Source organism: Vibrio sp. 10N.286.48.B8 (assembly GCF_003050085.1).
GTDB classification, from domain to species: domain Bacteria; phylum Pseudomonadota; class Gammaproteobacteria; order Enterobacterales; family Vibrionaceae; genus Vibrio; species Vibrio crassostreae.
On the sequence record NZ_PIGD01000002.1, the window covers coordinates 293,746 to 318,070 of the forward strand.

Consider the following 24,325-nt stretch of genomic DNA (forward strand, 5'->3'; position numbering starts at 1 on the left):
TGCGGGCCAAATAGCAAAATGAGGACCATTAGGTCCTCATTGATTAACTAAGTAAGTGAACGTATATCACTTATTTGATTTCAACTTGCTCTTCGCCAGCTTCAGCGTTTGCGATCTCACCGATAACCCAAGCGTTTTCGCCTTCAGCTTTCAGTAGTTCAACAGCAGCGTCTGCTTGATCTTTAGGTAGAGCAACAACTAGGCCAACACCACAGTTGAAAGTGCGGTACATTTCAAATGTCTCCACGTTACCTTTCTCTTGTAGCCAGTTGAAGATAGCAGGCCATTCCCAGCTCTTGCCATCAATGACTGCTTTAGTGCCTTCAGGAAGTACGCGTGGGATATTTTCCCAGAAACCACCACCTGTGATGTGCGAGATAGCATGAATGTCATGCTCAGCAATCATCTTAAGTGCCGATTTGATGTAAATCTTAGTAGGTTCTAGTAGGTGCTCACCGATAGTGCGACCTTCTAGTTCTTCACTCTTATCAGCACCAGAAACTTCTAGAACTTTACGAATTAAAGAGTAACCGTTTGAGTGTGGACCACTTGAACCAACAGCGATAAGTGCGTCGCCTGCTGCTACTTTAGTGCCGTCAATGATGTCAGCTTTTTCTACAACACCAACACAGAAACCAGCTACGTCGTAGTCGTCGCCTTCGTACATGCCTGGCATTTCAGCCGTTTCACCACCGATTAGTGCACAACCAGCTTGAACACAACCTTCAGCGATACCAGAAACAACGTCTGCTGCTGTATCTACATCTAGCTTACCTGTTGCGTAGTAGTCTAGGAAGAATAGCGGCTCACCACCTTGAACGATTAGGTCGTTCACACACATTGCCACTAGGTCGATACCAATGGTGTCGTGTTTTTTCAGATCCAAAGCAAGGCGAAGTTTAGTACCAACACCATCAGTACCTGAAACAAGTACCGGCTCTTTGTATTTCGTTGGAAGTTCACATAGGGCGCCAAAGCCACCAATACCGCCCATTACTTCAGGGCGACGAGTGCGTTTAACAGCACCTTTAATACGGTCTACTAGTGCATTACCTGCGTCGATATCAACACCAGCGTCTTTGTAGCTTAGAGAAGAAGTATTACCACTCACGGGATAGTCCTCGAACTTAAGTTGGATGTGAAAACGGCGCTATTCTAACAGGGCTTGATTACCAAGAGCAAACGTTTGCGCGGTTTTTTTTATTAGAATAAAGATTCTGAAATAACCTTAGAGTTCGTGTATAATCTACAGGTTTGTTTAAATATTGCCGGAGTTGGAAATGAAAGTTGTTGAAGTGAAACACCCGCTAGTAAAACATAAAATTGGCCTGATGCGTGAAGGTGAGATTAGCACTAAGCGTTTTCGTGAGCTAGCGACAGAAGTGGGTAGCCTTCTAACATACGAAGCGACATCAGACTTTGAAACTGAGCGTGTGACGATTAACGGTTGGAACGGTCCAGTAGAAGTTGACCAAATTAAAGGTAAAAAAGTAACGGTAGTGCCAATCCTACGTGCTGGTCTAGGCATGATGGACGGCGTTCTTGAGCACATCCCAAGTGCACGTATCAGCGTTGTTGGTATTTACCGTGACGAAGAAACACTTGAGCCAGTACCATACTTCAACAAGCTTGCATCTAACATCGACGAGCGTATTGCTCTAGTGGTAGACCCAATGCTTGCGACTGGTGGTTCTATGATCGCGACTATCGACCTAATGAAAGAGAAAGGTTGTAAGCACTTTAAGATTCTTGTGCTTGTTGCTGCTCCTGAAGGTATCGCTGCTCTAGAAAAAGCGCACCCAGATGTTGAGCTTTACACGGCCGCAATCGATGAGAAGCTAAACGACAAGGGTTACATTGTTCCTGGTCTTGGCGATGCTGGTGATAAGATCTTCGGTACTAAGTAATTCGGTTTCAGCTTAAGTGACTCTAAACCGTTTCTTAACTCGCTGAATTTAGCCGTATTAATAAAAAGGGAGAGCATTCGACGCTCTCCCTTTTTTGATCTTGTTGGTTTGTGATTCTTTTGAATCTAGCCTTACTGATTCATTAATCGATTTGAGCTTTGTCTACCACAGTGTTGTCACCTAGCTCTTCTGGAAGCACTAGGTTAAGTAGAATCGCCACGATACCGCACAAGCTTACGCCCTGTAGGCTGAAATCACCGATACCAAAGGCCATGCCGCCAATACCAAAGACTAAAGTAATGCCGACAATCACAAGGTTGCGTGATTTGTGTAGGTCAACTTTGTTTTGAATTAGAGTATTCAAACCTACGGTTGCGATAGAGCCAAACAGTAGAATCATGATGCCGCCCATTACAGGAACCGGAATCGTTTGAAGTAGTGCACCTAGCTTACCGACCAATGCAAGAACGATAGCTGTTACAGCAGCCCAAGTCATGATCACTGGGTTGAATGCTTTGGTCAGCATTACTGCACCTGTTACTTCACTGTACGTAGTGTTTGGTGGCGCGCCCAGCATTGAAGCGGCAATGGTTGCCACGCCGTCGCCAGTAATAGTGCGGTGTAAACCTGGTTTCTTAAGGTAGTCTTTGCCTGTTACATTAGAAATAGCAAGCATGTCGCCTACGTGCTCAACAGCAGGTGCAATCGCGACAAACACCATAAAGAAGATAGCGTTGATGTTGAACTCTGGCGCTGTGAAGTTTGGTAGTGCTAACCAAGACGCTTGCGCTACTGGTGTGAAGTCTACCGCACCGTATACCAAGCTAGTGATGTAACCCGCAACAATACCACCGAAGATTGGCAGCAGCTTAAGGAAGCCTTTTGAGAACACACTGATGACAATCGTCACTAACAGTGAAATCGAAGAGATCCACAGTGCAGCGTCTGCATCAACAAGTTGAACCGCGCCATCACCTGTTTTACCTAGAGCCATGTTAACTGCAACAGGTGCAAGACCTAAACCGATAACCATGATCACTGGGCCAACAACGACCGGTGGAAGCAGTTTATGGATAAAGCCAACGCCACGAACTTTAATTAACGCGCCCATTAGTACATACACAACACCTGCCGCCATTAGGCCGCCCATGGTTGCACCTACCCCCCAAGTTTGAATACCAAACATGATAGGCGCGATGAATGCAAAAGAAGATGCTAAGAAGATTGGCACTGAACGGCGTGTAATAAGTTGGAATAAAAGGGTACCAATACCTGCGCCAAAGAGTGCAACGTTGGGGTCAAGTCCTGTTAGTAGCGGCACGAGTACAAGCGCACCAAATGCTACAAACAGCATTTGCGCACCTTGCAGAGCATTTTTCATGTTATGTCCTTAAAAATGGTCGTTATATGAAAAGCGAAAAATAAAATTCGCGGGATTCTATCACTTAGCAATCGATTGCCACACCAAATAGATCAAATTTATTTATCTTAGTGATGTTTTATATCCATCTAAGCCCTAGAAATTCAGTTTATAAGTGAGCGATTTATCATGGCCAGGTGATATTTTGTGGTTATTAAACACAGTGGGCGCTATCGACCTTGCCCCTCAATCCATAGTTGCTTATCATCTAGGCACAAGATTTGAATATTAGGATCAGTATGCGCTACATAGCATTGTTGTTGATGGGACTATTAGCCTCTCCGAGTTATGCCTTAACTCAAGTAGATATTTTTAGTGCTGAAGTTGCGATTAACGCTGAAGACAAACAGCCAGAACAAGTGGCAAGAAATACAGGTATGGAGCAGGTATTGATACGTGCGACCGGCCAAACTGATGTCGCTTCGAATGAGACGATTCAAAAGGCGATGCGCAAGAGTTCGCAGTACATGTCTCAAATGAGTTTTGGTGAAAGCAATGACCAATCAACATTGCGTATGCGTTTTAACGGTGCTCAAATCCGTTCGCTATTGACTCAAGCACAGTTACCGTACTGGCCTGACACGCGTTCAAACATCCTTGTTTGGCTGGTAGAAGAGGACAACTACGACAAGAATATCGTCTGGGAACACTCTAACTCGCAGTTAGCAGCGGGCTTGCAAGCAAACGCAAAAGAGCGCGGTTTGCCTCTAACGCTGCCTGTGGGTGACTTTGACGATATTACGGGTATTGCAACTTCTGATTTGTGGGGCAGCTTTGTTACGTCAATCAGTAAAGCGAGTCAGCGTTACCCTGTTGATGCTGTATTGGTGATCAAGGCTCAATCTTCAGGTCTACGTTGGACTCTATACGATCAAAAGCCAAGTCAATTGACGAGCGCACCAACATCGCCTGTAAGTGGTTCTTTATCAGGTAACAGTGCCACGACTTCTAAGAAGTTAGTCGACCAAATCAGTAACTACTACGCAGGAAAAAGTGCTGTGACGGTAGCGAGTGAGTCATCAGAATCGATTTTAACGCAGTTTATTAGCCTGAATAATGCTCAAGACTTCTTTCAGTTGGAAAACGCACTTAAGCGTCTCAACTCGGTGGCAAGCCTAGATATTCTGAAGATTCAGAACAACGAAGTAACTTTCCGAATTCACTTATTGTCGACTCAACAAGAGTTTGAGCAAGAAGTTGCAAGTATTCGCCAAGTTGCGAAGGTTGAAGAATCTTACATTGAGCCTGAAGTGAGCCCTGAATTTGAAACTCAAGACAACACCATGTCTGTAGGCGATGATTCAACAGACGCTGCTGAAGTCGTTGGTGACGAAACTGACTCAGGCGTACAAGTGATTAATGGCAACGAGGTATCTGAGGATACTGAGCTAACGAACACGCCTGACGCAACGCTAGAGGAATCTAACACAGCTGATACTGCGCCTGTACATGCTAAGCCAAGCTTGATCTACGAGTGGGTTCGCTCATAATTGTCTGCTGACATGACTGATTAAAATGAAACATTAAAAAGCCCTGCAAGAGCAATCCTGCAGGGCTTTTTGTTTATCTAGTGTCAGTGTTCAAGAGCAACGTATCAATATTATTGCTCGAATTTCGCTTTTTCTTTCTTTTCTACTTCCGAAAGGCGCTTCAACTTGATGCCTAACTCTTTAGCCCTAAAGCGAGTAAATAAGATATTGCCCGCGAAACCAAGAGTCGTCAGAAGCAGTTCTACAGCCGCTAACAAGCGTTCACCATCATCTACATACAAAATAGTTAATGCGTGTAGGAAATAGAGCATCAGGACGAAATTCGCCCAAGCGTGCGTATAAGGCTTACCGGCTAAAATGCCTGGTAATGGCAGTAACAGCGGTATTGCCCAAGCAATTGCCAGTGTTACATTACTGAGATGAGGATGCGGCGAAAGCGTCATCTGCCAAGCCACAACCCAACCTAACAGCAATAGGTTGCCTGCTAATGCGAGATAGCGGAATAGCTTAGTCTTAGGAGACATCGCCTTCTCTGACATGTACATCATTGAGAGATTCCTTTCTGATTCATAGCAATGCGCGCGAGGCGTTTACCTAGGTTCTGCGCCAACTCAATTTCTTCTTTGCTTAATGAAGCACTTTCGCCTGTGCTGCTTGCACCATAAGGCGTACCACCGGTTTGAGTGGTGTGCAGCGCAGGTTCTGAGTAGGGGATGCCCACGACTAACATGCCATGATGCAGCAGGGGCAACATCATGCTTTGTTGTGTCGTCTCTTGACCACCATGCAGTGATGAAGAAGAAGTGAATACACAAGCTGGCTTATCGATGAGATCGCCATTGATCCACAGTGACGTCGTGCTATCCCAAAAGTGCTTCATCGGCCCGGCCATGTTACCAAACCAAACCGGACTGCCTAGCGCTAAACCATCACAAGAGCGTAACTCTTGTAATGTTGCAATAGGGTCGGTTGGTTGATGACGCGAATCAGGCTGCTCTTCTACGGTATACACGTCGTTCACTGTTCTCAGCATAGCTTCACACTCAGGGATGGACTCCACCCCTCGTGCAATCTGTCTTGCTAAAGCTTGTGTGTTGCCGTGGCGACTATAATAAAGAACAAGAATGTTAATGCTCATATCGGATTACAGAATCTCTAATACTTGCTCTGGTGGACGACCAATCTTTGCTTTGTTGTTCGCAACAACCACAGGGCGCTCGAACAGTTTTGGATTTGTTGCCATTGCTGAGAAAAGATCTTCATCAGTTACTGATGCATCATCCAAGTTTGCTTCTTTGTAGTCCGCTTCTTTGGTACGCATCATGTCGCGAACATTGTCAAAACCCAGTTGAGTGAAAAGCACTTTTAGCTGCTCGACAGTTAAAGGCGTGTCTAGGTACTTGATAACTTCAGGTTGTACACCGTTTGTTTCAAGCAATTCGAGAGTTTGACGGCTCTTTGAGCAACGTGGATTATGATAAATCACGACAGACATGGTTCTTCCTCATTATTATTTTTGATTTAATTGTTTAGCTGAAGCCACCAGAGGCGACTTCTTTTTTGTGTAACGTTGAGCTTTCTTTTTATTCTTGCAACGAGCGGTTACCAGTAAATATATTATTGTAGCGACAAGAAGCGCTCTCGTTGAATCATTAGTTGATCAATTCGAGCGTCGTAGCGTGCTTGTTTTAGGCTGCCTAGTTCTGCGATTTGGCTCGCCTGCGTGTAGTACTGAATCGCTTTGTTCCAGTTGGCTTGTAGTGCCAAAATTTCTGCACGAGCAGCCAGTTCTTCGTCGCTATTACCAAGGCTCGTATTTACTTTTGAAAGTAGGTGCCAGCCATTGGTGTCATTCGGGTTATCGTGCGTGTAACGCTGCAATACGCGAACTGCTTCTTGTAGATTTTCATTTTCAATTAGTGCATTGGCGTAGTTGATGGTCAGAACTGGGTTGTTTGGCTGACGAACCAGTGCCGACTTAAGTTCTTTAATCGCAATCTCAGGCTGTTTCTTCTCGATGTGCAGATCGGAAATAGCATCTAGATAAAACAGGTTGGTCGGGTCGCTGTTAATCAGTTTGTTCAGAATTGGCTCTGCTTTGTCTAATTTTTTAGAATCTAGGTAAACCAGCGCTTGCCCATACTCTAACGATGGAACCAAGGCTTTAGGGGCTTTCTTCAGCTGACGCTCAAACCAATCAAGAGCAGCATCGTTATTAATGCCAGCATAGCGCGCAACAATGCGGGCTCTTGCAAGATGGTAGTCCAAAGACGGAGCCAGTTTCAGTGGCGGGTAACTACGAGCACGAGCACGTGAATCTGTAATTCGGTCTTCTGGTAATGGGTGAGTCAGTAGCATTGGAGGTGGTGTGCTAGCATAGCGGTATTCATCGGCTAAGCGGCCAAAGAAGCGTGGCATTGCATTCACATCAAAGCCAGCTTTCGCAAGCGTGTTGATACCAAAGCGGTCAGCTTCTTTTTCATTACTACGTGTGTAGTTGATCTGGCTTTGCATATTACCCGCTGTCGTTGCCGTTAGGGCTGCAATGCCCGCTTCAGGCGCTGCAATTGCCAGTAATACAGAAGCCGCAAGTGCAGCAATGGTTGCTGGAGAACGGCGAGCTTGATCTTCCATGCTACGTGCTAAGTGACGTTGGGTAACGTGCGCGATTTCGTGCGCTAATACTGAAGCCAATTCACTTTCAGATTGTGCATGCAGGAATAGACCTGAATGCAAAGCAACATAGCCACCAAAGAAAGCAAAGGCGTTGATGTTGCGGTCACGGATCATAAAGAACTGGAAAGGCGTCTTTACATCATTTGCGTTAGCGACCAGACGATGACCAAGCGTATCAATATATAAGTTTAAAACTGGGTCGTTTACGATAGGCTGGCTGCTTCTGATGATACGCATGTAGGCATCACCATAGATAAGCTCTTGGTCGATAGAGAGTGTGCCGCCAGCAGCGGTACCGATATCGGGTAGCTCCAAACTATTGGTATTCGCCAACGTTGGGGTGCTTAATGTAGCTGCGATGCATAAGCAAGCAATTGAGCGAGCGCGTTTAAACATATTAGTCAGTAATACTCCGTTTCTTCTGACAGTAAGACAAGTGCAATGCAAATTGGTTCTTTATCTGATTTAACCTTTGCCAAGTGCGTGCGCTATCATGAAGGAAGATGAATGAATGATGGCGCGTTTTCAAAAACAGATTACAATACGACCCTTATAATAAGCATCGAGCTCAAGAATGACACCTAATATTCTAGATTTACGCCAAGAGCGCTGTCCAATGGCACTATTATTAGCCAAGCGCCACAGTGTAAAGTTAGAAGTCGGGCAATCATTGTCAATTTATGTCTCTGATAACAGCTCGATGAAAGATATTGTTACTTTTTTGTCTAAGCAAGCCTATGACGTCATCACTGAGGTTTGCTCTAATTACTATCATCTCCTCGTCACTAAAAAGGAATTGCAGTCAGATGCTTGAAATGGTCAATCGTTGGTATAAACGACGTTTCTCTGATCCCCATGCTGTCAGTTTGGTTGCCATCATTCTATTCGGCTTTATTACCATATACTTCTTTGGTCACCTCATTGCGCCATTATTAGTGGCCATTGTGTTGGCTTACTTGCTTGAGTGGCCTGTTACCCAACTTCAAAGACTCGGTGTTCCAAGAACCCCTTCGGTGATGCTGGTTATCATGATGTTCTTTAGCGTGATGCTACTTGCGATCTTTGGCTTGGTACCAACCATTTGGGAACAAGTGGGTAACCTAATCAATGATATCCCAAGTATGTATGGCAGCTTACAAAACTTCATCGCGACTATTCCTGAACGCTACCCTGAACTTGCCAACTTGCAGATCGTTGAGTCCATTATGTCTAATGCCAAGAACAAAGCGTTAGGTTTTGGTGAAAGTGTTGTCAAAGGCTCACTTGCTTCTCTTGTGAGTTTAGCGACCTTGGCGGTTTACTTGATTCTCGTACCATTGCTTATCTTCTTCTTGTTAAAAGACAAAGAAGAAATGATCAGAATGGCCAGCGGTGTACTTCCTCGAAATCGTCGTTTAGCGACTAAAGTATGGGAAGAGATGAACCAGCAAATCTCTAACTACATCCGCGGTAAAGTGTTAGAAATTCTAATCGTAGGCGGCGTGAGTTACGTAACCTTCGCAATTCTGGATCTTCGTTATTCAGTATTATTGGCTGTAGCGGTTGGCTTCTCGGTACTGATTCCTTATATCGGTGCGGCAGCTGTGACCGTTCCTGTGGCGATTGTTGGTCTGTTCCAGTGGGGATTAGAGCCTCAGTTTTATTGGCTGCTTCTCGCTTACGGTATTATCCAAGCGTTAGATGGTAACGTACTGGTTCCGGTTCTTTTCTCTGAAGCGGTAAACCTGCACCCAGTCGCAATTATTGTTGCCGTGTTAGTGTTTGGTGGATTGTGGGGATTCTGGGGTGTGTTCTTTGCTATCCCGCTAGCAACGCTAGTTAAAGCGGTTTGGAATGCCTTACCGAGCCATGCGCTAGATGATGACCCTGTACACCATCAGTAACGAAATAAGTGACAAAAAAGGCGACTATCGATGATAGTCGCCTTTTTAATTTGTCTTAGTTGGTAGTGAGTCTAGCTCACCTCAATAGGCATTAAGCTTATTGGTTGAAGTACTCTAGAACCACTTCGTGGTGAGTTTTTGTCTTGAATTTATTGAAGACGTGTTCAATCTGACCTTCTTCGTCAATTAGGAAGCTAATGCGGTGCAGGCCATCGTACACTTTGCCCATGAATTTCTTCTCTCCCCAAACGCCAAACTGTTCAGCAACGCTGTGGTCTTCATCGGATAGCAGTGTGAAGTTTAGAGATTTCTTTTCGACGAAGTTCGGTAAGCGTTTTACTGGATCAACACTCACACCTAGAACAACCACATTTAGGTCATCAAGTTGTGCTTTGATATCACGCAGGCCTTCCGCTTGCACAATACAACCTGGAGTCATTGCTTTTGGGTAAAAATAGAAAAGGACTTTTTTACCTTTGAAGTCACCAAGAGATACGATATTGCCATCTTGATCAGGAAGAGAAAAAGCAGGTGCTGGAACACCAGCCGTTAGCGTATTCATGATATTTCCTTTTTAAAAACTGTTTTTGATAAAGTTGAGCGAGCCTTGTACGGATAGGCTCTGACACAGCGCGTCAAATTCTTCTTGTAGCTGCATCAAATTACATTCTGATTGCACAGAAGCGGTAATAGAGATATGGAATTGGTCGTTGTCGAGCTGAACTTTAGATTTATTGATGGTTCGGGCGCTTAACGAATCGAGGCCGATGTTTCGGTCTGCGAAGAACTGGGTAAACTGCTCGGTAAGGCCGATTTTATCGTCTGACTCAACGAACACCTCTACTGTGTAAGAGTTCTCAATAACATCATGAGTTGAGGTTCGCTTCATAATCGTAATCAAGTCGTGCTCTTGTCCAAGCAAGGGCAGGGTGGTTTCAACGCGGGTGATGTTGTTTGCCTTTCCAGACAGCAGCATGATAAGCGTAAATTCTTCGCCAAATAGAGCGATACGGCTATCAATAATGTTACAGCCTGATTGGGTGACTAAATGAACCACTTGGTTGCATACACCTGGGCGATCTGTGCCCACAGCTGTGATTACTAGATGTTGAGTCATAAAATCACGTCTCTTTATATTCCATTGATTCATGCATGTTAGCACAGTTAGCTTGTGGAATAAGCGTGCGTAAGGGGCTTTTTATGAGCCACCTTGCTTCTAACATGTAACCAATGATAAGAATGTCAGGTGCGTTAAAAAACGAGATAGAGTGATGAGAGCACAGCTTACTTGTTACTGACATCCAGTTAGGTGCTATCCGCTAGATTGAGCGCAGGTTACCCAAATTCTAGGTAGAACGCTGTTAGAAGTCGTTTTACCTCAAACATACGACAATATTTAATGCAGATGTTGCCGGTAAGCCACTTTAATGTCTTGTGTTTATTGATTGGCTTACAGTAACATGCAAAAAGAATAAATTAAGGGAGATAGACATGTTTTCAGGAAGTATCGTTGCGCTAGTTACGCCATTTAACGCAGATGGCGAAGTGGATTTCGACAGCCTTAAAAAGTTGGTTGATCACCATGTTGCTGCAGGTAGTGATGGTCTGGTTGCGGTTGGCACAACAGGTGAGTCTTCAACACTCACAATTGAAGAGCATGTCAAAGTCGTCAACAAGATCGTTGAATTTGCTGATGGTCGTATTCCCGTTATCGCTGGTACAGGTGCAAATGCAACTCACGAATCTGTTCTATTCAGCCGTTTGTTGAATGGTTCTGGTATTGCAGGCTGTCTGAGCGTAACGCCTTACTACAACAAACCGACTCAAGAGGGTTTGTACCAACACTACAAAGCGATTGCTGAAGTCAGTGACGTTCCACAAATCCTATACAATGTTCCTGGTCGTACTGCTGTAGACTTGTTGCCAGAAACGGTTGCTCGCCTTGCTGAGATCGAAAACATCGTTGCACTTAAAGATGCGACGGGTGATCTCGACAGAATTGCAATTCACCGTGAACTTTGTGGCGAAGACTTTATCTTACTAAGTGGTGATGACTTAACAGGTCTAGAATTTGTTAAGCGTGGTGGCGATGGCGTGATCTCTGTAACGAATAATGTTGCAGCCGCTGATATGGCAACCATGTTCAAGCTAGCAAAAGAAGGTAAGTTTGAAGAAGCAGAAGCGATCAATGAGCGTTTGATGCCTCTACATAAGAATTTGTTCGTTGAATCTAACCCTATTCCCGTAAAATGGGCGGTTCATAAAATGGGTCTGATCGCTGAAGGTGGCTTACGTCTACCGCTGACTGAACTGTCAGAACCAGCTCAACCTGTTGTTGCTCAAGCAATGACTGAAGCGTGCATTTACTAAAACGTATGAAGTGATGCCGAAGCGAACTTTCGGCATTTAGGAGTATAAATGAAGTATTCTCACCAGCTAGTGATTGGGTCACTGGCTGTTTTCGTTCTTACAGCATGTTCTGGCAGCCCGACTCAACGTCGCCAAGCCAAAGATGATTTCGAATACTTAGAAACACCTGAGTTTTCACAATGGCAGTTGCCTGAAGATGCTCAGCCTCAGTTCTACCCAAATTTTGACATCCCAAGCGGTGAGTTCAGTGGTGGTACAGGTCGTGAAGTTGATATTCGCCCACCGCAACAGGTTCTTGAATTGATCCCGGGTGCTCGCGCTGAGCGTCAAAATGGTGAAGTGACACTATGGCTTCTTCGTGCTGAAGAGGCAGACAGAGTGTGGCAAACAGCAGTAGATATGCTAGCTCAACGTGGTATTGGTATTCGTGAGCAATCCGAGAATGAGATTGAGACTGATTGGGTAACTTGGGTTTCTGAAGATGAAGACGTAGAGCTTGGCAGCCGCTACTCTATCTCTCGTTTCCAAGCGAACAACCGTCATGGCTTTAAGATTAACCTTATTGATTGGCGTGAAGGTACTGAAGAGAAGCCAGTAACGGCAACCAATAAAGAGCGTTACAACGCGTTCTTAACTAACTTAGTGATGGCTAAGTACGATGAAAACCTTCGTGCTGAAGCAGCTTTGAAAGCACAAGAGTTGGTGAAGCGTATTCCGATCTCAATGGGTGCTGACCGAAGTGGTTTCCCTGTGATTATTGCTCGTACACCATACAATGTATTCTGGCAGCGTCTGCCAAACTTGTTGCCTGCTATGGGCTTTGAGCTTGAAGAGCGCAACCAGTCTCAAGGTACAGTGAAAGCTAAGTACGCCGCGCCAGATGATGAGTTCTGGGAAGAAATTGGCCTACAGCCTATCGATTTAGCGCCAGGTACTTACAACTTCCTATTTGGTGACCTTGGTAACCGTACGTCGATTAACGTAACGGATGCATCAGGTAAGCCAGTAGAGGAAGAGCTGCTTAAGTCAATGGTTCCGGTACTAGCGCATATTGCTGACCAGACCAAAGATGACAAAGAAGCGAAAGCTGAGTAGTAGCACTTAAGCAATCACAGAGCTGGTTTCAATCAGCTCTGTGATTAGCTAAAGCCAATAAAAAAGAGGACACATTGTGTCCTCTTTTTTTTTGTTCGTTGTTATCAGACTATTAGTTAATCAAGTGGATACCCAAAGTAAAAAGCTATGCGTCTTTGTTGTCTTTGGATTCTTCTTTTTCAGCTTTCTCTTGATTCTGCTTATCCAAGCGATTGAGTTTATCTAAATCTCGCTCTGTTTTACCACGACCTGTCAGATCCATATTGGCAGTCTGTTTAAGAGCTGCGATGTTACCCACCACGACGCTAACCACGATGATGATGATAACCCAAGGGTTTGTAAGCCACTCCAACATAAGCGCTCCTAATGACTGATATTCGCTACGAAGCGTGCGTAGATCTCGTCTAGCTGCTCCATAATAATCTCATACCCTAATATTGGCTTAGATTGGAGTTGCTTGCCAAGTAAAGTGGGAGATAACTGTGATAAACACGACTCCGAAACGTTACGATGGCTAATATGCCAAGGTTCTATCGCCACACCACCCAGGTCTTGACTGTAAGGGAAGAAGAACCCAAATTGTTCAGCATGAACCGATAGCCATTGGTAAAACGCTTGCTGGTGGCCGGTAAGGTATTCCCATGGTTCTAATTGCAGCTGTGTGCTTTCAGGTAAGAGGTTACGAGCAAAGACATCGAAGTCACAACCCCAATGGTGACGACTCGCACCGGGAAGCGCAGACCATCTCAAGATAGCCGACAACTTTTGATGTTCAGTCAGTGTTGAAGCATCAAGTGGTTGGCTCTCTGAATCTAATATCAGAGCTTCGCCAGAAAACTTACGGTTCCAAATCAAAGATTGTCTTTCATAGTCGCGAAAGCCACTGGCAATCTCCATTTTAAAACCAGCGAGTTGAGCAGCTTCAATCAAATTGTTTAGGTCATTCTTAACCTCACTGTGAACCAAGAAGGTCTTGGTACCGATCAGGCTAGGTTCTAGATGAGAATCTGATTGTCCGGTAAGCTGCTCTGGTGTCATAACGAGTCTCTCAATAATTAGATGCTATGAATCGCTGATGAAAGACTATTTAGCGAACAGGTTCACTAATGTTCTTTCGTACATGTCAGTTAGCTTTTCTAAATCAGCCACTTTCACGCATTCGTTAACTTTGTGAATCGTCGCGTTCACAGGGCCTAGTTCAACGACTTGTCCGCCCATGCGCGCAATGAAGCGGCCATCAGACGTACCGCCAGTCGTTAGTAGTGCTGGTTTAACATCATTCACGTGACCTACTGCATCAACAATAGCATCAAGCAGTGAACCTGCGTCCGTTAGGAACGGGTCGCCATTGAATGTCCACTTAAGATCGTATTCGAAATCATACTTATCGAGTGTTGTTGTGATTCGCTCAACGATGATGTCGTTGCTTAACTCGGTACTAAAACGCAGGTTAAACTGAACATTAAACTCACCAGGGATCACGTTTGACGCGCCAGTACCTGCACTTACATTTGGAATCTGGAAGCTTGTTGGTGGGAAGTAATCATTACCCTTGTCCCACTCAGTTGTTGCCAACTCGTTGATAGCAAGCAGAGAGCTGTGTACTGGGTTGTTCGCTAGGTGAGGGTAGGCAACATGACCTTGTGTACCTTTAATCGTTAGATCGCCTGTGATAGAGCCACGACGGCCGTTCTTCACAACATCACCTACGAACTCAGTGCTTGATGGTTCACCAACAATACACATGTCGATGTTCTCACCACGAGCCATCAGCGTTTCGACAACACGTACCGTACCGTTGATGAATGGGCCTTCTTCATCCGATGTGATAAGGAAACCGATTGAACCTGTGTGGTCTGGATGCTGAGCGATGAACTGCTCAACAGCAACAATCATTGAAGCCAGAGAGCCTTTCATGTCCGCTGCGCCGCGGCCGTGTAGGAAACCATCTACGATAGTCGGTTCGAATGGCTTAGTGTTCCACTGCTCAATCGGGCCAGCAGGAACAACATCAGTGTGGCCAGCAAAGGCAAACAGAGGCGCTTCAGTACCACGACGAGCCCAAAAGTTCGTCGTATCTTCAAATACCATTACTTCGATTTCAAAACCGAGCGCTTTTAAGCGATTAATCATCAGCTCTTGGCAGCCTGCATCTTCAGGGGTTACCGATTGACGGCTAATGAGGTCTTTTGCCAGAGCCAAAGTTGGGCTATCTGTCATCCTTGAATTCCTTGTTTAAATAAAACGTCTAGTCATTAATTTCAGGCGTTGAACAGGGGAAGTTCAACGTCTTGTTATCTGTTCTAATTTGCTTATTACGAAAATTGCTGATTACGCAAAAATAGCAGCGTATTGGTCAGCTTTGAAGCCAATATGAAGCTTGCCATCGACTTTCAAGACAGGACGCTTAATCATTGCTGGTTGTTCAACAAGCAGAGTGATTGCAGTTTGCTCCGTTAACGTGTCTTTTTGCTCTTGAGAAAGTTGGCGATAAGTCGTGCCACGTTTGTTTAGTACAAGCTCCCAGCCAAGCTCTGAGCAAAAGTTTGTTACTAGCTCTTCAGTGATGCCTTGTTTGCGATAATCGTGAAATTCGAACTCGATACCTTCAGCTTCGAGCCATTTCTTTGCTTTTTTGATGGTGTCGCAATTTGGGATACCAAACATAGTGATAGTCATTATTCTTCCTTTGGGTGATTTTATTTCATTGTTATGAGTTGAATCCTATCAGGAAGCAGCAATTCAGACAAAATAGAGTGAGGAATATTTCATTGAGCGAAAAAAAACAGTAAGAAAATGTCACTATTGGAGAGTTATTGATCAGCCTCAACATGTTGTCAGCGAAAAAAGAAATAATTGAGTTGCACATATATAGGAGGTGTCAATGGAGTTGAGTCCTGTTTTTGCAAGGCGGCTATATTTAGCATTGTTAGTCGAAAGCCTTGATAGGCCAAATGTGCCTAAACTCATCGAAAAAACGGGTTGGCCTCGTCGTACTATTCAAGATGTACTCAAGGCGTTACCGGGGATCGGTATCGAACTTATGTTTGTTCAAGATGGGCGACGTCATAATGATGGTTATTACCAGTTATCCGACTGGGGACCATTTGACAGTCAGTGGGTTCTAGAACGTAAAGGCGATATAGCAACAAGCCTTGGATTTAGTGCATAAGCCAGCGAAAGCTGGCTTTCTTTTGGGTGTCATAAAATCGAAGCATACCGATATGCCGATTTATTTGCTTACTCGCACAGGTAGGCGGTGCCAAGCATGGTAACCGAAGTCGCAAAATCTTGAGGTAAGGTAAAGATGACGGTATCTGCGCCTAGCTCAATGGCATTCGACTTAAGCTCATTAATCGCACCTTGAATCAGGGTGTCATTGGGAAAGAACAAGTAGCTGTACCAGTGACCTTCGCTGCCAGTAACTTCCCCTTTATACTCACACTGCTCGGTGTTAATCAGGCCGTGGTAATCCATTTGTACCTTGTCCGCTTTACTATGAGGCGTTGATGTGGGTGTGGTACACCCGAGTAACATGCCACTCATAGCCAAAGCGACTAATTCCTTTTTCATACGTTTACCCTGCTATTGCATCAAATAAATCGCGAAGCCTACCCAGCTTGCAATCAGTAATAACCACGGCAGTATATTGGCGTGGTTTGATGGTGTTTCAACACTTGTTTCGATCGTGTCTTCTTGGTTTTGGTTAGCTTGTTGAGTCTGCTTCTCTTTCTGTACACGTTTCTTTGCTTTATCAGCTTGGCGACTGCGCTCTTTTTGCTGTTTCTTATAGAGCGCAATGCCTTTCTCAATCCCCTGAGCAATCAATTTAGTTTGTTCTTTGGTCTGAGCAGGTTTTTGAGTCGCTTTGGCTATCTTCAGTGCTTCTTGTTGAGATTCAACAGACGGCGTATTAGTTTTCTTTTTCATACTGAGTTCGATAATTAAAACGGATTGGCTACTAAGATAACGCAAAGCTAGTTAAGTATGAATGATTTGCGTTAAAGTGTTGGTTTGAAAATAAGTGAAAGTGAGATTTGTGCGGTACTCCATAGAACAATACGACAAGCACGGCTTTTTGAAAGCCCCGATCTTGCTCTGGTTAGGTTGGTTGTTTCTTGCTAAAGCCTTGGTCGTTTTCATTGTTGCAGGCGCAAGCCGAGAATCGGGAACGGATATCCTCGAGATAGTCTACCCAGATCATCAGATGTTTTATGTTGGGATTGCATTGAGTATCCCTAGCTTATTACTGATGTGGTTGTTTGGACTCAGAGCGCCAGATAGAAAACGCCTTAATAAAGTGGTGTCGTGGGGGCGCGGGGTGACCATGATGGCTATCTTGGCACAGAGCTCCCATACGATTTATTTAATCTATTTGGATAACGGATGGTTCCGTTGGTCAAATGGCATCACCCTATTGTTGCTGCTGTGGTTGGCGCTTTACCTAACCAATAGCCATGCTGCAAGGGATTGCTTTAAAGTGGTTGAGCACGAAGACTGATTCTCATCAAAACATTTGTCCCATTCACAATTATACTTAGAAGCTAAAACTGGAAGGAATAATCTATGCTTAATGTTTCAAATGAGCAGCCTAACGTTCAAAGTGCTATTTTGCCTGAAGCTGGGCCTTTCGCTCTTTACGTTCAACTTAAAGTGAACGCTAATACTGCTAATGTACTAGCAGAAATTCAAAAGCTTCCGACTCTAATCGAAGAGCTAAACCAAACTCAACCTGATGCGAACCTAACGGCGTCGGTTGCGTTCTCAAAAGCTTTTTGGGATAAGTTCGAGCAAGCTGCTCCCTCTGATCTAATTGATTTCCCTGCGCTTGGCGAAGGTGATGTGACAGCACCGAGCACACTGTCTGATGTTTTGATTCACTGTCATTCAAACCGACATGATCTGCACTTCTTCATCCTACGTAAATTGCTATCTGAAGTAGCGGCAGACGTTGAAGTAGTGGATGAAACTTACGGTTACCGCTTCCTCGACTCACGTGACATGACTGATTTCGTTGATGGCACTGAAAACCCGAAAGACGCACAGCGCGCTGAAGTGGCGATTGTGCCTGAAGGTGAATTCGCGGGTGGTAGCTACGTGATGGTGCAACGTTTTGTGCATAACCTACCTGCTTGGAACCGATTAAACGTATCGGCACAAGAGAAAGTGGTTGGCCGTACTAAACCAGACTCTATCGAGTTAGATGATGTTCCAGCAGCGTCTCACGTTGGCCGTGTGGATATTAAAGAAGAAGGCAAGGGTCTTAAAATCGTTCGTCACAGCCTGCCCTACGGCACAGCAACGGGCGATCACGGTTTACTGTTCATTGCTTACTGTAACGTTCGTCATAACTTTGATACGATGTTAGAGAGCATGTACGGCGTAACCGATGGCAAAACAGACCAACTGCTTCGCTTTACTAAAGCCGTTACTGGCGCTTACTACTTTGCTCCTTCAACTGAGATGTTGAGTGCATTAACGATTAAGTAAGCCGTCTCAAAAAGAATGAACAAAAGGAGCCTCAGGGCTCCTTTTTTATTAAAGCTTTATATGAATTGGTCGATATAAGAGCAATCGTGAGTTTTATTCATCTTTTTGTAAGTGAAGGTCTATGGCTATAACTGTTAATACAAATGTCTCAGCGCTGGTGGCTCAGAGAAACCTCTCTAATGCCAACAACATGCTGAACCAATCTTTGGAGCGCTTGGCTTCAGGGAGTCGTATTAACAGCGCTAAAGACGACGCTGCAGGCCTGCAAATCTCGAATCGACTTGAAGCGCAGATGAGCGGTATTGATGTCGCTGTTCGCAATGCGAATGACGGCATCTCCATTATGCAAACTGCAGAAGGTGCGATGAATGAAACCACCAATATCATGCAACGCATGCGTGACTTGTCCCTACAAGCGAGTAACGGCTCGAATAGTTCATCAGAACGAATCGCCATTCAAGAAGAAGTGACCGCCTTAAATGACGAGTTGAATCGAATTGCAGAAACCACCTCATTTGGTGGAAAAAAGCTCCTTAACGGTAGTTTTGGTAGCTCGTCATTTCAGATCGGTGGTAGTTCTGGTGAAGCGGTGCAAATCGGCCTGAAAAGCATGCGCACCGATGACATCAACATGGGGGGCTTTAGTTATGTTGCCAGTGGCATGGCAAGTGACTCGTGGGAAGTAAAATCCAACCAGAATGATATGACGATGTCTTTTACCGACCGTTTTGGTCAGCCTCAAGAGATCGCCATTAATGCTAAAGCGGGCGATGACATTGAAGAGCTGGCGACTTACATCAATGGTCAAACAGATCTGGTATCGGCTTCCGTCAATGACGAAGGGCAACTTCAGATCTACATGTCTGGCGAAGATACGGCCGGCACGATCTCTTTCTCAGGTTCGTTAGCCAGTGAACTTTCGATGTCGGCGGGTTATTACGAATCTGTCGACGACATCAACGTGACCGATGTGGGTGGTGCGCAGCGTGCTGTCTCTATTTTGGATACAGCGATGAAGTACGTGGATAGTCATCGTTCTGAATTAGGCGCAATGCAAAACCGCTTTGATCATGCGATTAATAATCTCGAAAATGTTCATGAGAACTTGGCGACATCAAATAGTAGAATTAAAGATACTGATTACGCCAAGGAAACCACTCAAATGCTTAAGCAACAAATTTTGCAGCAGGTGAGCACCACAATATTGGCCCAAGCAAAGCAGGCGCCGAACCTTGCCTTAACCTTATTGGGTTAATAAATTGCCTAAAATATTATAAATGTGTTTCGGCTTAATCAGTCCGTTTGGTTAATTAAAATACAAATTGTCACTCGACCGACTTCTCGGCAACTTTAGTGTTTTTCTCATCTTTTTTTGATAATTTTACTGCCAGTCACGCTTTCTTCTCCTTTATCGCTATTTCTTTAATTTTGTTGTTTTTTTCCTAAAGGTTTCGCCAATCACGCCGTTATTAAAAGTAACTTAGAGATAACTACTTGGTTTTCCGAGACGTCGGAAACCGCTATACCGGAAAATCAATTGGAGAAGTCACCATGGCAGTGAATGTAAATACAAACGTATCAGCGATGACAGCGCAACGTTACCTAAACAACGCAAACAGCGCACAACAAACATCAATGGAGCGTCTAGCTTCAGGTTCTAAAATCAACAGCGCAAAAGATGACGCTGCGGGCCTACAAATCTCGAACCGTTTGAACGTTCAGAGCCGTGGCCTTGATGTTGCTGTACGTAACGCGAACGACGGTATCTCGATTGCACAAACTGCTGAAGGTGCAATGAACGAGACAACGAACATCCTGCAACGTATGCGTGATTTGTCTCTGCAATCTTCAAACGGCTCAAACTCAAAATCTGAGCGTGTAGCGATTCAAGAAGAAGTAACAGCACTGAACGACGAGCTAAACCGTATCGCGGAAACGACGTCTTTTGGTGGTAACAAGCTGCTTAACGGTACTCACGGTACTAAATCATTCCAAATCGGCGCGGATAACGGTGAAGCGGTAATGCTTCAACTGAAAGACATGCGCTCTGATAATGCTCAGATGGGTGGTAAGAGCTACCAAACTGAGAACGCGAAAGACAAAGATTGGAACGTTCAAGCAGGTTCTAACGACCTAAAATTGTCTTTCACTGACAACTTCGGTCAAGCCCAAGAAATCGACATCAGCGCAAAAGCGGGTGACGACATCGAAGAGCTAGCAACGTACATCAACGGTCAACAAGACTCTGTGAAAGCGTCTGTAACTGAAGATGGTAAGCTACAAATGTTTACTGGTAACAACAAAGTTGAAGGCGAAGTGGCATTCTCTGGTAGCCTTGCTGGCGAACTAGGCATGCAACCTGGCAAAGACGTAACGGTTGATACTATCGACGTAACGTCTGTTGGCGGCGCACAAGAGTCTGTAGCGGTTATCGATGCGGCACTTAAGTACGTAGACAGCCACCGTGCTGAGCTAGGTGCTTTCCAAAACCGTTTCGACCACGCTATCAGCAACTTAGATAACATTAACGAGAACGTTAACGCATCTAAGAGCCGTATTAAAGATACCGACTTCGCGAAAGAAACGACTCAGATGACTAAGTCTCAGATCCTTTCTCAAGCTTCAAGCTCGATTCTTGCTCAAGCGAAGCAAGCACCGAACTCGGCACTTAGCCTACTAGGTTAATCGATTAAAAAGCCACGTTGACCAAAAGTGTCAACGTTAGGCTTCCACAAATTAGCTCGTGGTGAGAGATGAGCGCTAAACAGACCCAGCTTCGGCTGGGTTTTTTATTGCCTGAAATTTGGCAAAGTGGAGAATTTAGGACAGTGGTAAAGGCAGAAAGCGAGATTCCCGATTACGTTCGTTCCTCACTGTAGGGGGGGGACGACTACAGGGTGGGATTGATCTTCTATTGCTTGCTGCCTGAATCGAAGTCTTTAGTCGTCATCTCAGAATCGAGTAGAACGAGATATCAGAGATCTGCTGTTTGTTACACATCACAAGTGTAATTTGATGTATAGGCGAAATGCATTGAATAGCGCTTAATAACGTTTAGTCAAAACCTAGTTGGATAGTAGGGCGCAAACGGTCAGTGTGGTTGTGATTCTTTGAGGGAGCTTGGAGAAGAGTTTTGGTGTGATAGTCAGTATTGCTATCTGAGGTATTGAAAAAAACAGCAGGCACAAAAAACGCCACCCTTAGGTAGCGTTTTCATTAAAGCAGATAAGTAATCGAGATTACTTCGTTACTTTAAGAACTGGAGTTTCGCCAACAGTTACAGAACCAGAAAGCTTGTTCAGCTCCTTGATTTCGTCCATGTTAGAGATAACAACTGGAGTAAGCGTAGATTTCGCTTTCTCTTCTAGAAGCGCTAGGTCGAAAGTGATGATAGTGTCACCAGCTTTAACAGATTGACCTTCTTCAGCTACACGAGTGAAGCCTTCGCCTTTAAGTTCAACAGTATCGATACCGAAGTGAACGAAAAGCTCAACACCGTCGTCAGACTCGATAGAGAATGCGTGGTTAGTTTCGAAGATCTTACCGATAGTACCGTTAACTGGAGCTACCATTTTGTCGCCAGCTGGTTTGATCGCGATGCCGTCACCAACGATTTTTTCAGCGAAAACTACATCTGGCACATCTTCGATGTTTACGATTTCACCAGAAAGAGGTGCGATGATTTCGATTGCACCAGCATCAGCGCTGTCATCAGATACAAGCTTTTTCAGTTTGTCAAACAGACCCATTGTGTCATGCTCCTAACGTTTAGTTTTATTCTGTAGAATATACTATACCAATCTAACAAATTAGACGACTATTTTTAGCCGTCTAACTTTATTAAGCATTTGGCGATTACTGAGTTTTCTCAGCGATGAATTTTTCTACGCAAGCTTCAATTTCTGCAGCTGTAGGTAGAGATAGTGCTTCGTCAGCCATAGCTTTAACTTCAGCGAAGTTAGAGTTACGAATTACCTTCTTAACTTTAGGGATAGAGATACCGCTCATAGAGAACTCATCTAGACCCATACCAAGAAGAAGTAGCGTTGCACGCTCATCACCAGCAAGTTCACCACACATACCAGTCCACTTACCTTCAGCGTGTGATGCGTCGATCACTTGCTTGATTACTGTAAGAACAGCAGGAGATAGTGGGTTGTATAGGTGAGAAATCATTTCGTTACCACGGTCTACCGCAAGAGTGTATTGCGTTAGGTCGTTAGTACCGATAGAGAAGAAAGATACTTCTTTCGCTAGGTGGTGTGCGATTGCAGCAGCAGCTGGAGTCTCAACCATTACGCCGATTTCGATTTCTTCATCGAAAGCTAGGCTTTCAGCGCGAAGTTCAACTTTGTACTCTTCGATTGCTTTTTTCAGTTCACGGATCTCTTCAACAGAAATGATCATTGGGAACATGATACGTAGTTTACCGTGTGCAGATGCGCGTAGGATGCCACGTAGTTGGTCACGTAGGATTTCACGACGATCCAAGCTGATACGTACTGCACGCCAGCCTAGGAAAGGGTTCATCTCTTGTGGAAGGTCCATGTATGGTAGGTCTTTGTCGCCACCGATATCCATAGTACGGATAATCACTGACTCGCCTTCCATTGCTTCAGCTACTTCTTTGTAAGCAACGTATTGCTCTTCTTCAGTAGGAAGCGCGTCACGGTCCATAAATAGGAATTCAGTACGGTACAGACCAACGCCTTCACCGCCGTTACGCAGGATACCGTCACAGTCTTTTACTGTACCGATGTTGCCACAAACTTCTACACGGTGACCGTCTAGAGTTTCAGCATGCAAATCTTTTAGTTTTGCTAGTTCAGCCGCTTCTGCTTCGAAATCTGCTTTGATTTTCTTAGCTTCCGCTAATTCAGCTTCAGAAGGGTTGATGATGATCTTGTTGTTCATCGCGTCTAGCACAAGCATGTCGCCGTTCTTAACTTGCTTAGTGATATCGTTAGTACCAACGATAGCTGGAAGCTCAAGAGAACGTGCCATGATTGAAGTATGAGATGTACGACCGCCGATGTCACAAGCGAAACCAAGAACGTAGTCTAGGTTGATTTGTGCAGTTTCAGATGGCGTTAGGTCGTAAGCTACTAGGATAACTTCTTCATTGATGTCTGCTAGAGATACAATGTTGATGCCTAGAGCATTTTTAACGAAACGAGTACCGATATCACGGATATCAGTTGCACGTTCTTTTAGGTACTCATCATCAAGAGACTCTAGTGCAACAGCTTGCTCTTCGATCACAGTGTGGATCGCGTTGTCTGCATGCATTTTGTCTTTCTTGATGAGTGCTAAAATCTCTTCTTCTAGCTCTTCATCTTCAAGCAGCATGATGTGGCCTTCAAAGATTGCTTCTTTTTCTTCGCCAAAAGTTTCAAGTGCTTTTTGCTTAACAACTTCAAGTTGCTGAGAAGATTTGTTACGAGCGTCAAAGAAACGCTGTACTTCTGCTTCAACTTGGTCGTCAGAGATAGATTGAGTGTTTAGGACAATTTCATCTTCTTGAAGTAGTAGTGCTTTACCGAAAGCAATACCAGGAGATGCTAGGATGCCTGAAATCATAGCCTTACCTTAGTTGTTCAACTGTAAACGGGAGAGTGTGTGACTTTAAGTCGTCGACTAATGTCGCGCTTATTCCTATCTATTTCGAACAAAGCCACTTTGCTATGCAAAATGGCTTTGAAAGAAGGAGACCGTATTAGTGTAGTTGATCCATAAGAGCAACTAGGTGGTCAACTGCTTGCTGAGCTTGAGGACCTTCAGCTGAAATAGTAACGTTAGTACCTTTTACTAGGCCTAAAGTTTGTAGTTTGAACAGGCTTTTCGCGCTAGCGCTTTTGCCGTTAGAAGTCACTGTGATGTCAGCGTCGAAAGATTTTGCTTCTTTAACGAACTGTGCAGCTGGACGAGTGTGAAGACCGTTTTCTGCTGTGATTTCTACTTGCTTCTCGTACATTTTATATACCCCAATTAATT

At 44.6% G+C, this 24,325-nt stretch carries 28 protein-coding genes; 11 read left to right on the forward strand and 17 right to left on the reverse strand.

Annotation, left to right across the window (positions count from 1 at the left end; all coding sequences use genetic code 11):
• Positions 1-70: 70 nt before the first annotated feature.
• Positions 71-1,111 carry a phosphoribosylformylglycinamidine cyclo-ligase gene (gene purM / locus CWO08_RS03875; protein WP_008222945.1) on the reverse strand — a complete coding sequence of 347 codons (1,041 nt, stop codon included), beginning with the start codon at positions 1,109-1,111 and terminating at the stop codon, positions 71-73.
• 169 nt (positions 1,112-1,280) lie between these two features.
• On the opposite strand from purM, the gene upp reads away from it, so the two are divergent.
• Positions 1,281-1,907 (forward strand): uracil phosphoribosyltransferase, encoded by a 627-nt coding sequence (gene upp, locus CWO08_RS03880; RefSeq protein WP_017060716.1) that lies wholly within the window; start codon positions 1,281-1,283, stop codon positions 1,905-1,907.
• A 142-nt stretch (positions 1,908-2,049) separates the two neighbouring features.
• Here the strand turns inward: upp and CWO08_RS03885 are convergent, their stop codons facing one another.
• Positions 2,050-3,288 (reverse strand): uracil-xanthine permease family protein, encoded by a 1,239-nt coding sequence (locus tag CWO08_RS03885; RefSeq protein WP_048661237.1) that lies wholly within the window; start codon positions 3,286-3,288, stop codon positions 2,050-2,052.
• A 278-nt stretch (positions 3,289-3,566) separates the two neighbouring features.
• Between CWO08_RS03885 and CWO08_RS03890 the strand changes: the two genes are divergently transcribed.
• The gene (locus CWO08_RS03890) at positions 3,567-4,817 is read left to right on the forward strand and encodes a DUF2066 domain-containing protein (RefSeq protein WP_108019942.1); all 1,251 of its coding nucleotides are present in this window, start codon (positions 3,567-3,569) and stop codon (positions 4,815-4,817) included.
• A gap of 110 nt (positions 4,818-4,927) precedes the next feature.
• Here CWO08_RS03890 and CWO08_RS03895 read toward each other — a convergent pair whose 3' ends face one another.
• The 4 genes from CWO08_RS03895 to CWO08_RS03910 form a co-directional block, all read right to left on the reverse strand.
• Entirely contained in the window at positions 4,928-5,365 is a 438-nt protein-coding gene (locus CWO08_RS03895) for a DUF2069 domain-containing protein (protein ID WP_048661239.1), read from the reverse strand.
• Complete coding sequence (gene wrbA, locus CWO08_RS03900; RefSeq protein ID WP_048661240.1) at positions 5,362-5,955, reverse strand: NAD(P)H:quinone oxidoreductase; 594 nt, start codon at positions 5,953-5,955, stop codon at positions 5,362-5,364. Before wrbA ends, CWO08_RS03895 begins: the two co-directional genes overlap by 4 nt.
• A gap of 6 nt (positions 5,956-5,961) precedes the next feature.
• A complete protein-coding gene (arsC, locus tag CWO08_RS03905) occupies positions 5,962-6,312 on the reverse strand; it encodes an arsenate reductase (glutaredoxin) (protein WP_102479007.1) in 351 nt (116 codons plus the stop codon).
• Positions 6,313-6,434: 122 nt separating this feature from the next.
• On the reverse strand, positions 6,435-7,889 hold the full coding sequence (locus CWO08_RS03910) for a M48 family metallopeptidase (protein ID WP_057622310.1): 1,455 nt from the start codon (positions 7,887-7,889) through the stop codon (positions 6,435-6,437).
• 178 nt (positions 7,890-8,067) lie between these two features.
• Here CWO08_RS03910 and CWO08_RS03915 point away from each other — a divergent pair, with 178 nt between their 5' ends.
• Entirely contained in the window at positions 8,068-8,307 is a 240-nt protein-coding gene (locus CWO08_RS03915) for a sulfurtransferase TusA family protein (RefSeq protein ID WP_004734311.1), read from the forward strand.
• Positions 8,300-9,376: an AI-2E family transporter gene (locus CWO08_RS03920; protein WP_108019944.1), complete on the forward strand. Its 1,077-nt coding sequence runs from the start codon at positions 8,300-8,302 to the stop codon at positions 9,374-9,376. The genes CWO08_RS03915 and CWO08_RS03920 overlap by 8 nt, the downstream gene beginning before the upstream one ends.
• 97 nt (positions 9,377-9,473) lie before the next feature.
• Here the strand turns inward: CWO08_RS03920 and bcp are convergent, their stop codons facing one another.
• Positions 9,474-9,938, reverse strand: coding sequence for a thioredoxin-dependent thiol peroxidase (gene bcp, locus CWO08_RS03925; RefSeq protein WP_108019946.1), 465 nt, complete (start codon positions 9,936-9,938; stop codon positions 9,474-9,476).
• A gap of 12 nt (positions 9,939-9,950) precedes the next feature.
• The gene (locus CWO08_RS03930; protein ID WP_017079431.1) at positions 9,951-10,493 is read right to left on the reverse strand and encodes a glycine cleavage system protein R; all 543 of its coding nucleotides are present in this window, start codon (positions 10,491-10,493) and stop codon (positions 9,951-9,953) included.
• 374 nt (positions 10,494-10,867) lie between these two features.
• Here CWO08_RS03930 and dapA point away from each other — a divergent pair, with 374 nt between their 5' ends.
• Complete coding sequence (dapA, locus tag CWO08_RS03935) at positions 10,868-11,746, forward strand: 4-hydroxy-tetrahydrodipicolinate synthase (protein WP_017632493.1); 879 nt, start codon at positions 10,868-10,870, stop codon at positions 11,744-11,746.
• Between the two features lie 48 nt (positions 11,747-11,794).
• Positions 11,795-12,841 (forward strand): outer membrane protein assembly factor BamC, encoded by a 1,047-nt coding sequence (gene bamC / locus CWO08_RS03940; protein WP_102432037.1) that lies wholly within the window; start codon positions 11,795-11,797, stop codon positions 12,839-12,841.
• 145 nt (positions 12,842-12,986) lie between these two features.
• On the opposite strand, the gene CWO08_RS03945 is transcribed toward bamC, so the two are convergent.
• From CWO08_RS03945 to CWO08_RS03960, 4 genes are all read right to left on the reverse strand, one after another.
• Entirely contained in the window at positions 12,987-13,196 is a 210-nt protein-coding gene (locus tag CWO08_RS03945) for a DUF2897 family protein (RefSeq protein ID WP_102432036.1), read from the reverse strand.
• An 8-nt stretch (positions 13,197-13,204) separates the two neighbouring features.
• On the reverse strand, positions 13,205-13,879 hold the full coding sequence (locus CWO08_RS03950; RefSeq protein ID WP_048661246.1) for a M15 family metallopeptidase: 675 nt from the start codon (positions 13,877-13,879) through the stop codon (positions 13,205-13,207).
• Between the two features lie 45 nt (positions 13,880-13,924).
• Positions 13,925-15,061 (reverse strand): succinyl-diaminopimelate desuccinylase, encoded by a 1,137-nt coding sequence (gene dapE / locus CWO08_RS03955; RefSeq protein WP_108019948.1) that lies wholly within the window; start codon positions 15,059-15,061, stop codon positions 13,925-13,927.
• 111 nt (positions 15,062-15,172) lie between these two features.
• Positions 15,173-15,520, reverse strand: a complete 348-nt coding sequence (locus CWO08_RS03960; RefSeq protein WP_108019950.1) for an ArsC family reductase — start codon at positions 15,518-15,520, stop codon at positions 15,173-15,175.
• A 205-nt stretch (positions 15,521-15,725) separates the two neighbouring features.
• Here CWO08_RS03960 and CWO08_RS03965 point away from each other — a divergent pair, with 205 nt between their 5' ends.
• A complete protein-coding gene (locus tag CWO08_RS03965; protein WP_004741665.1) occupies positions 15,726-16,013 on the forward strand; it encodes a helix-turn-helix domain-containing protein in 288 nt (95 codons plus the stop codon).
• 68 nt (positions 16,014-16,081) lie between these two features.
• Here the strand turns inward: CWO08_RS03965 and CWO08_RS03970 are convergent, their stop codons facing one another.
• Both CWO08_RS03970 and CWO08_RS03975 read right to left on the reverse strand, forming a co-directional pair.
• A complete protein-coding gene (locus CWO08_RS03970; RefSeq protein WP_108019952.1) occupies positions 16,082-16,414 on the reverse strand; it encodes a DUF4156 domain-containing protein in 333 nt (110 codons plus the stop codon).
• A gap of 12 nt (positions 16,415-16,426) precedes the next feature.
• Positions 16,427-16,771, reverse strand: a complete 345-nt coding sequence (locus tag CWO08_RS03975; protein WP_102432032.1) for a DUF2956 domain-containing protein — start codon at positions 16,769-16,771, stop codon at positions 16,427-16,429.
• A 109-nt stretch (positions 16,772-16,880) separates the two neighbouring features.
• Between CWO08_RS03975 and CWO08_RS03980 the strand changes: the two genes are divergently transcribed.
• The 4 genes from CWO08_RS03980 to CWO08_RS03995 all read left to right on the forward strand — a co-directional run bounded on the left by CWO08_RS03980 (position 16,881) and on the right by CWO08_RS03995 (position 21,016).
• Positions 16,881-17,342: a DUF2919 domain-containing protein gene (locus CWO08_RS03980; protein WP_048661250.1), complete on the forward strand. Its 462-nt coding sequence runs from the start codon at positions 16,881-16,883 to the stop codon at positions 17,340-17,342.
• 65 nt (positions 17,343-17,407) lie between these two features.
• A complete protein-coding gene (locus CWO08_RS03985) occupies positions 17,408-18,331 on the forward strand; it encodes a Dyp-type peroxidase (RefSeq protein WP_108019954.1) in 924 nt (307 codons plus the stop codon).
• Between the two features lie 121 nt (positions 18,332-18,452).
• Complete coding sequence (locus CWO08_RS03990) at positions 18,453-19,586, forward strand: flagellin (RefSeq protein WP_102432030.1); 1,134 nt, start codon at positions 18,453-18,455, stop codon at positions 19,584-19,586.
• A gap of 296 nt (positions 19,587-19,882) precedes the next feature.
• The gene (locus tag CWO08_RS03995; RefSeq protein ID WP_048659821.1) at positions 19,883-21,016 is read left to right on the forward strand and encodes a flagellin; all 1,134 of its coding nucleotides are present in this window, start codon (positions 19,883-19,885) and stop codon (positions 21,014-21,016) included.
• Between the two features lie 554 nt (positions 21,017-21,570).
• Here the strand turns inward: CWO08_RS03995 and crr are convergent.
• The 3 genes from crr to CWO08_RS04010 form a co-directional block, all read right to left on the reverse strand.
• Positions 21,571-22,080: a PTS glucose transporter subunit IIA gene (gene crr / locus CWO08_RS04000; RefSeq protein WP_004737851.1), complete on the reverse strand. Its 510-nt coding sequence runs from the start codon at positions 22,078-22,080 to the stop codon at positions 21,571-21,573.
• Positions 22,081-22,186: 106 nt separating this feature from the next.
• Positions 22,187-23,911 (reverse strand): phosphoenolpyruvate-protein phosphotransferase PtsI, encoded by a 1,725-nt coding sequence (gene ptsI / locus CWO08_RS04005; protein WP_108019955.1) that lies wholly within the window; start codon positions 23,909-23,911, stop codon positions 22,187-22,189.
• Positions 23,912-24,047: 136 nt separating this feature from the next.
• The gene (locus CWO08_RS04010) at positions 24,048-24,305 is read right to left on the reverse strand and encodes an HPr family phosphocarrier protein (protein WP_004734263.1); all 258 of its coding nucleotides are present in this window, start codon (positions 24,303-24,305) and stop codon (positions 24,048-24,050) included.
• Between the last annotated feature and the right edge of the window lie 20 nt (positions 24,306-24,325).

Excerpts from the sequence above, each read along its gene's own strand:
- upp (WP_017060716.1), top strand. The coding sequence starts at position 1,281 with ATGAAAGTTGTTGAAGTGAAACACCCGCTAGTAAAACATAAAATTGGC.
- CWO08_RS03885 (WP_048661237.1), bottom strand. The coding sequence starts at position 3,288 with ATGAAAAATGCTCTGCAAGGTGCGCAAATGCTGTTTGTAGCATTTGGT.
- CWO08_RS03890 (WP_108019942.1), top strand. The coding sequence starts at position 3,567 with ATGCGCTACATAGCATTGTTGTTGATGGGACTATTAGCCTCTCCGAGT.
- CWO08_RS03895 (WP_048661239.1), bottom strand. The coding sequence starts at position 5,365 with ATGATGTACATGTCAGAGAAGGCGATGTCTCCTAAGACTAAGCTATTC.
- wrbA (WP_048661240.1), bottom strand. The coding sequence starts at position 5,955 with ATGAGCATTAACATTCTTGTTCTTTATTATAGTCGCCACGGCAACACA.
- arsC (WP_102479007.1), bottom strand. The coding sequence starts at position 6,312 with ATGTCTGTCGTGATTTATCATAATCCACGTTGCTCAAAGAGCCGTCAA.
- CWO08_RS03910 (WP_057622310.1), bottom strand. The coding sequence starts at position 7,889 with ATGTTTAAACGCGCTCGCTCAATTGCTTGCTTATGCATCGCAGCTACA.
- CWO08_RS03915 (WP_004734311.1), top strand. The coding sequence starts at position 8,068 with ATGACACCTAATATTCTAGATTTACGCCAAGAGCGCTGTCCAATGGCA.
- CWO08_RS03920 (WP_108019944.1), top strand. The coding sequence starts at position 8,300 with ATGCTTGAAATGGTCAATCGTTGGTATAAACGACGTTTCTCTGATCCC.
- bcp (WP_108019946.1), bottom strand. The coding sequence starts at position 9,938 with ATGAATACGCTAACGGCTGGTGTTCCAGCACCTGCTTTTTCTCTTCCT.
- CWO08_RS03930 (WP_017079431.1), bottom strand. The coding sequence starts at position 10,493 with ATGACTCAACATCTAGTAATCACAGCTGTGGGCACAGATCGCCCAGGT.
- dapA (WP_017632493.1), top strand. The coding sequence starts at position 10,868 with ATGTTTTCAGGAAGTATCGTTGCGCTAGTTACGCCATTTAACGCAGAT.
- bamC (WP_102432037.1), top strand. The coding sequence starts at position 11,795 with ATGAAGTATTCTCACCAGCTAGTGATTGGGTCACTGGCTGTTTTCGTT.
- CWO08_RS03945 (WP_102432036.1), bottom strand. The coding sequence starts at position 13,196 with ATGTTGGAGTGGCTTACAAACCCTTGGGTTATCATCATCATCGTGGTT.
- CWO08_RS03950 (WP_048661246.1), bottom strand. The coding sequence starts at position 13,879 with ATGACACCAGAGCAGCTTACCGGACAATCAGATTCTCATCTAGAACCT.
- dapE (WP_108019948.1), bottom strand. The coding sequence starts at position 15,061 with ATGACAGATAGCCCAACTTTGGCTCTGGCAAAAGACCTCATTAGCCGT.
- CWO08_RS03960 (WP_108019950.1), bottom strand. The coding sequence starts at position 15,520 with ATGACTATCACTATGTTTGGTATCCCAAATTGCGACACCATCAAAAAA.
- CWO08_RS03965 (WP_004741665.1), top strand. The coding sequence starts at position 15,726 with ATGGAGTTGAGTCCTGTTTTTGCAAGGCGGCTATATTTAGCATTGTTA.
- CWO08_RS03970 (WP_108019952.1), bottom strand. The coding sequence starts at position 16,414 with ATGAAAAAGGAATTAGTCGCTTTGGCTATGAGTGGCATGTTACTCGGG.
- CWO08_RS03975 (WP_102432032.1), bottom strand. The coding sequence starts at position 16,771 with ATGAAAAAGAAAACTAATACGCCGTCTGTTGAATCTCAACAAGAAGCA.
- CWO08_RS03985 (WP_108019954.1), top strand. The coding sequence starts at position 17,408 with ATGCTTAATGTTTCAAATGAGCAGCCTAACGTTCAAAGTGCTATTTTG.
- CWO08_RS03990 (WP_102432030.1), top strand. The coding sequence starts at position 18,453 with ATGGCTATAACTGTTAATACAAATGTCTCAGCGCTGGTGGCTCAGAGA.
- CWO08_RS03995 (WP_048659821.1), top strand. The coding sequence starts at position 19,883 with ATGGCAGTGAATGTAAATACAAACGTATCAGCGATGACAGCGCAACGT.
- crr (WP_004737851.1), bottom strand. The coding sequence starts at position 22,080 with ATGGGTCTGTTTGACAAACTGAAAAAGCTTGTATCTGATGACAGCGCT.
- ptsI (WP_108019955.1), bottom strand. The coding sequence starts at position 23,911 with ATGATTTCAGGCATCCTAGCATCTCCTGGTATTGCTTTCGGTAAAGCA.
- CWO08_RS04010 (WP_004734263.1), bottom strand. The coding sequence starts at position 24,305 with ATGTACGAGAAGCAAGTAGAAATCACAGCAGAAAACGGTCTTCACACT.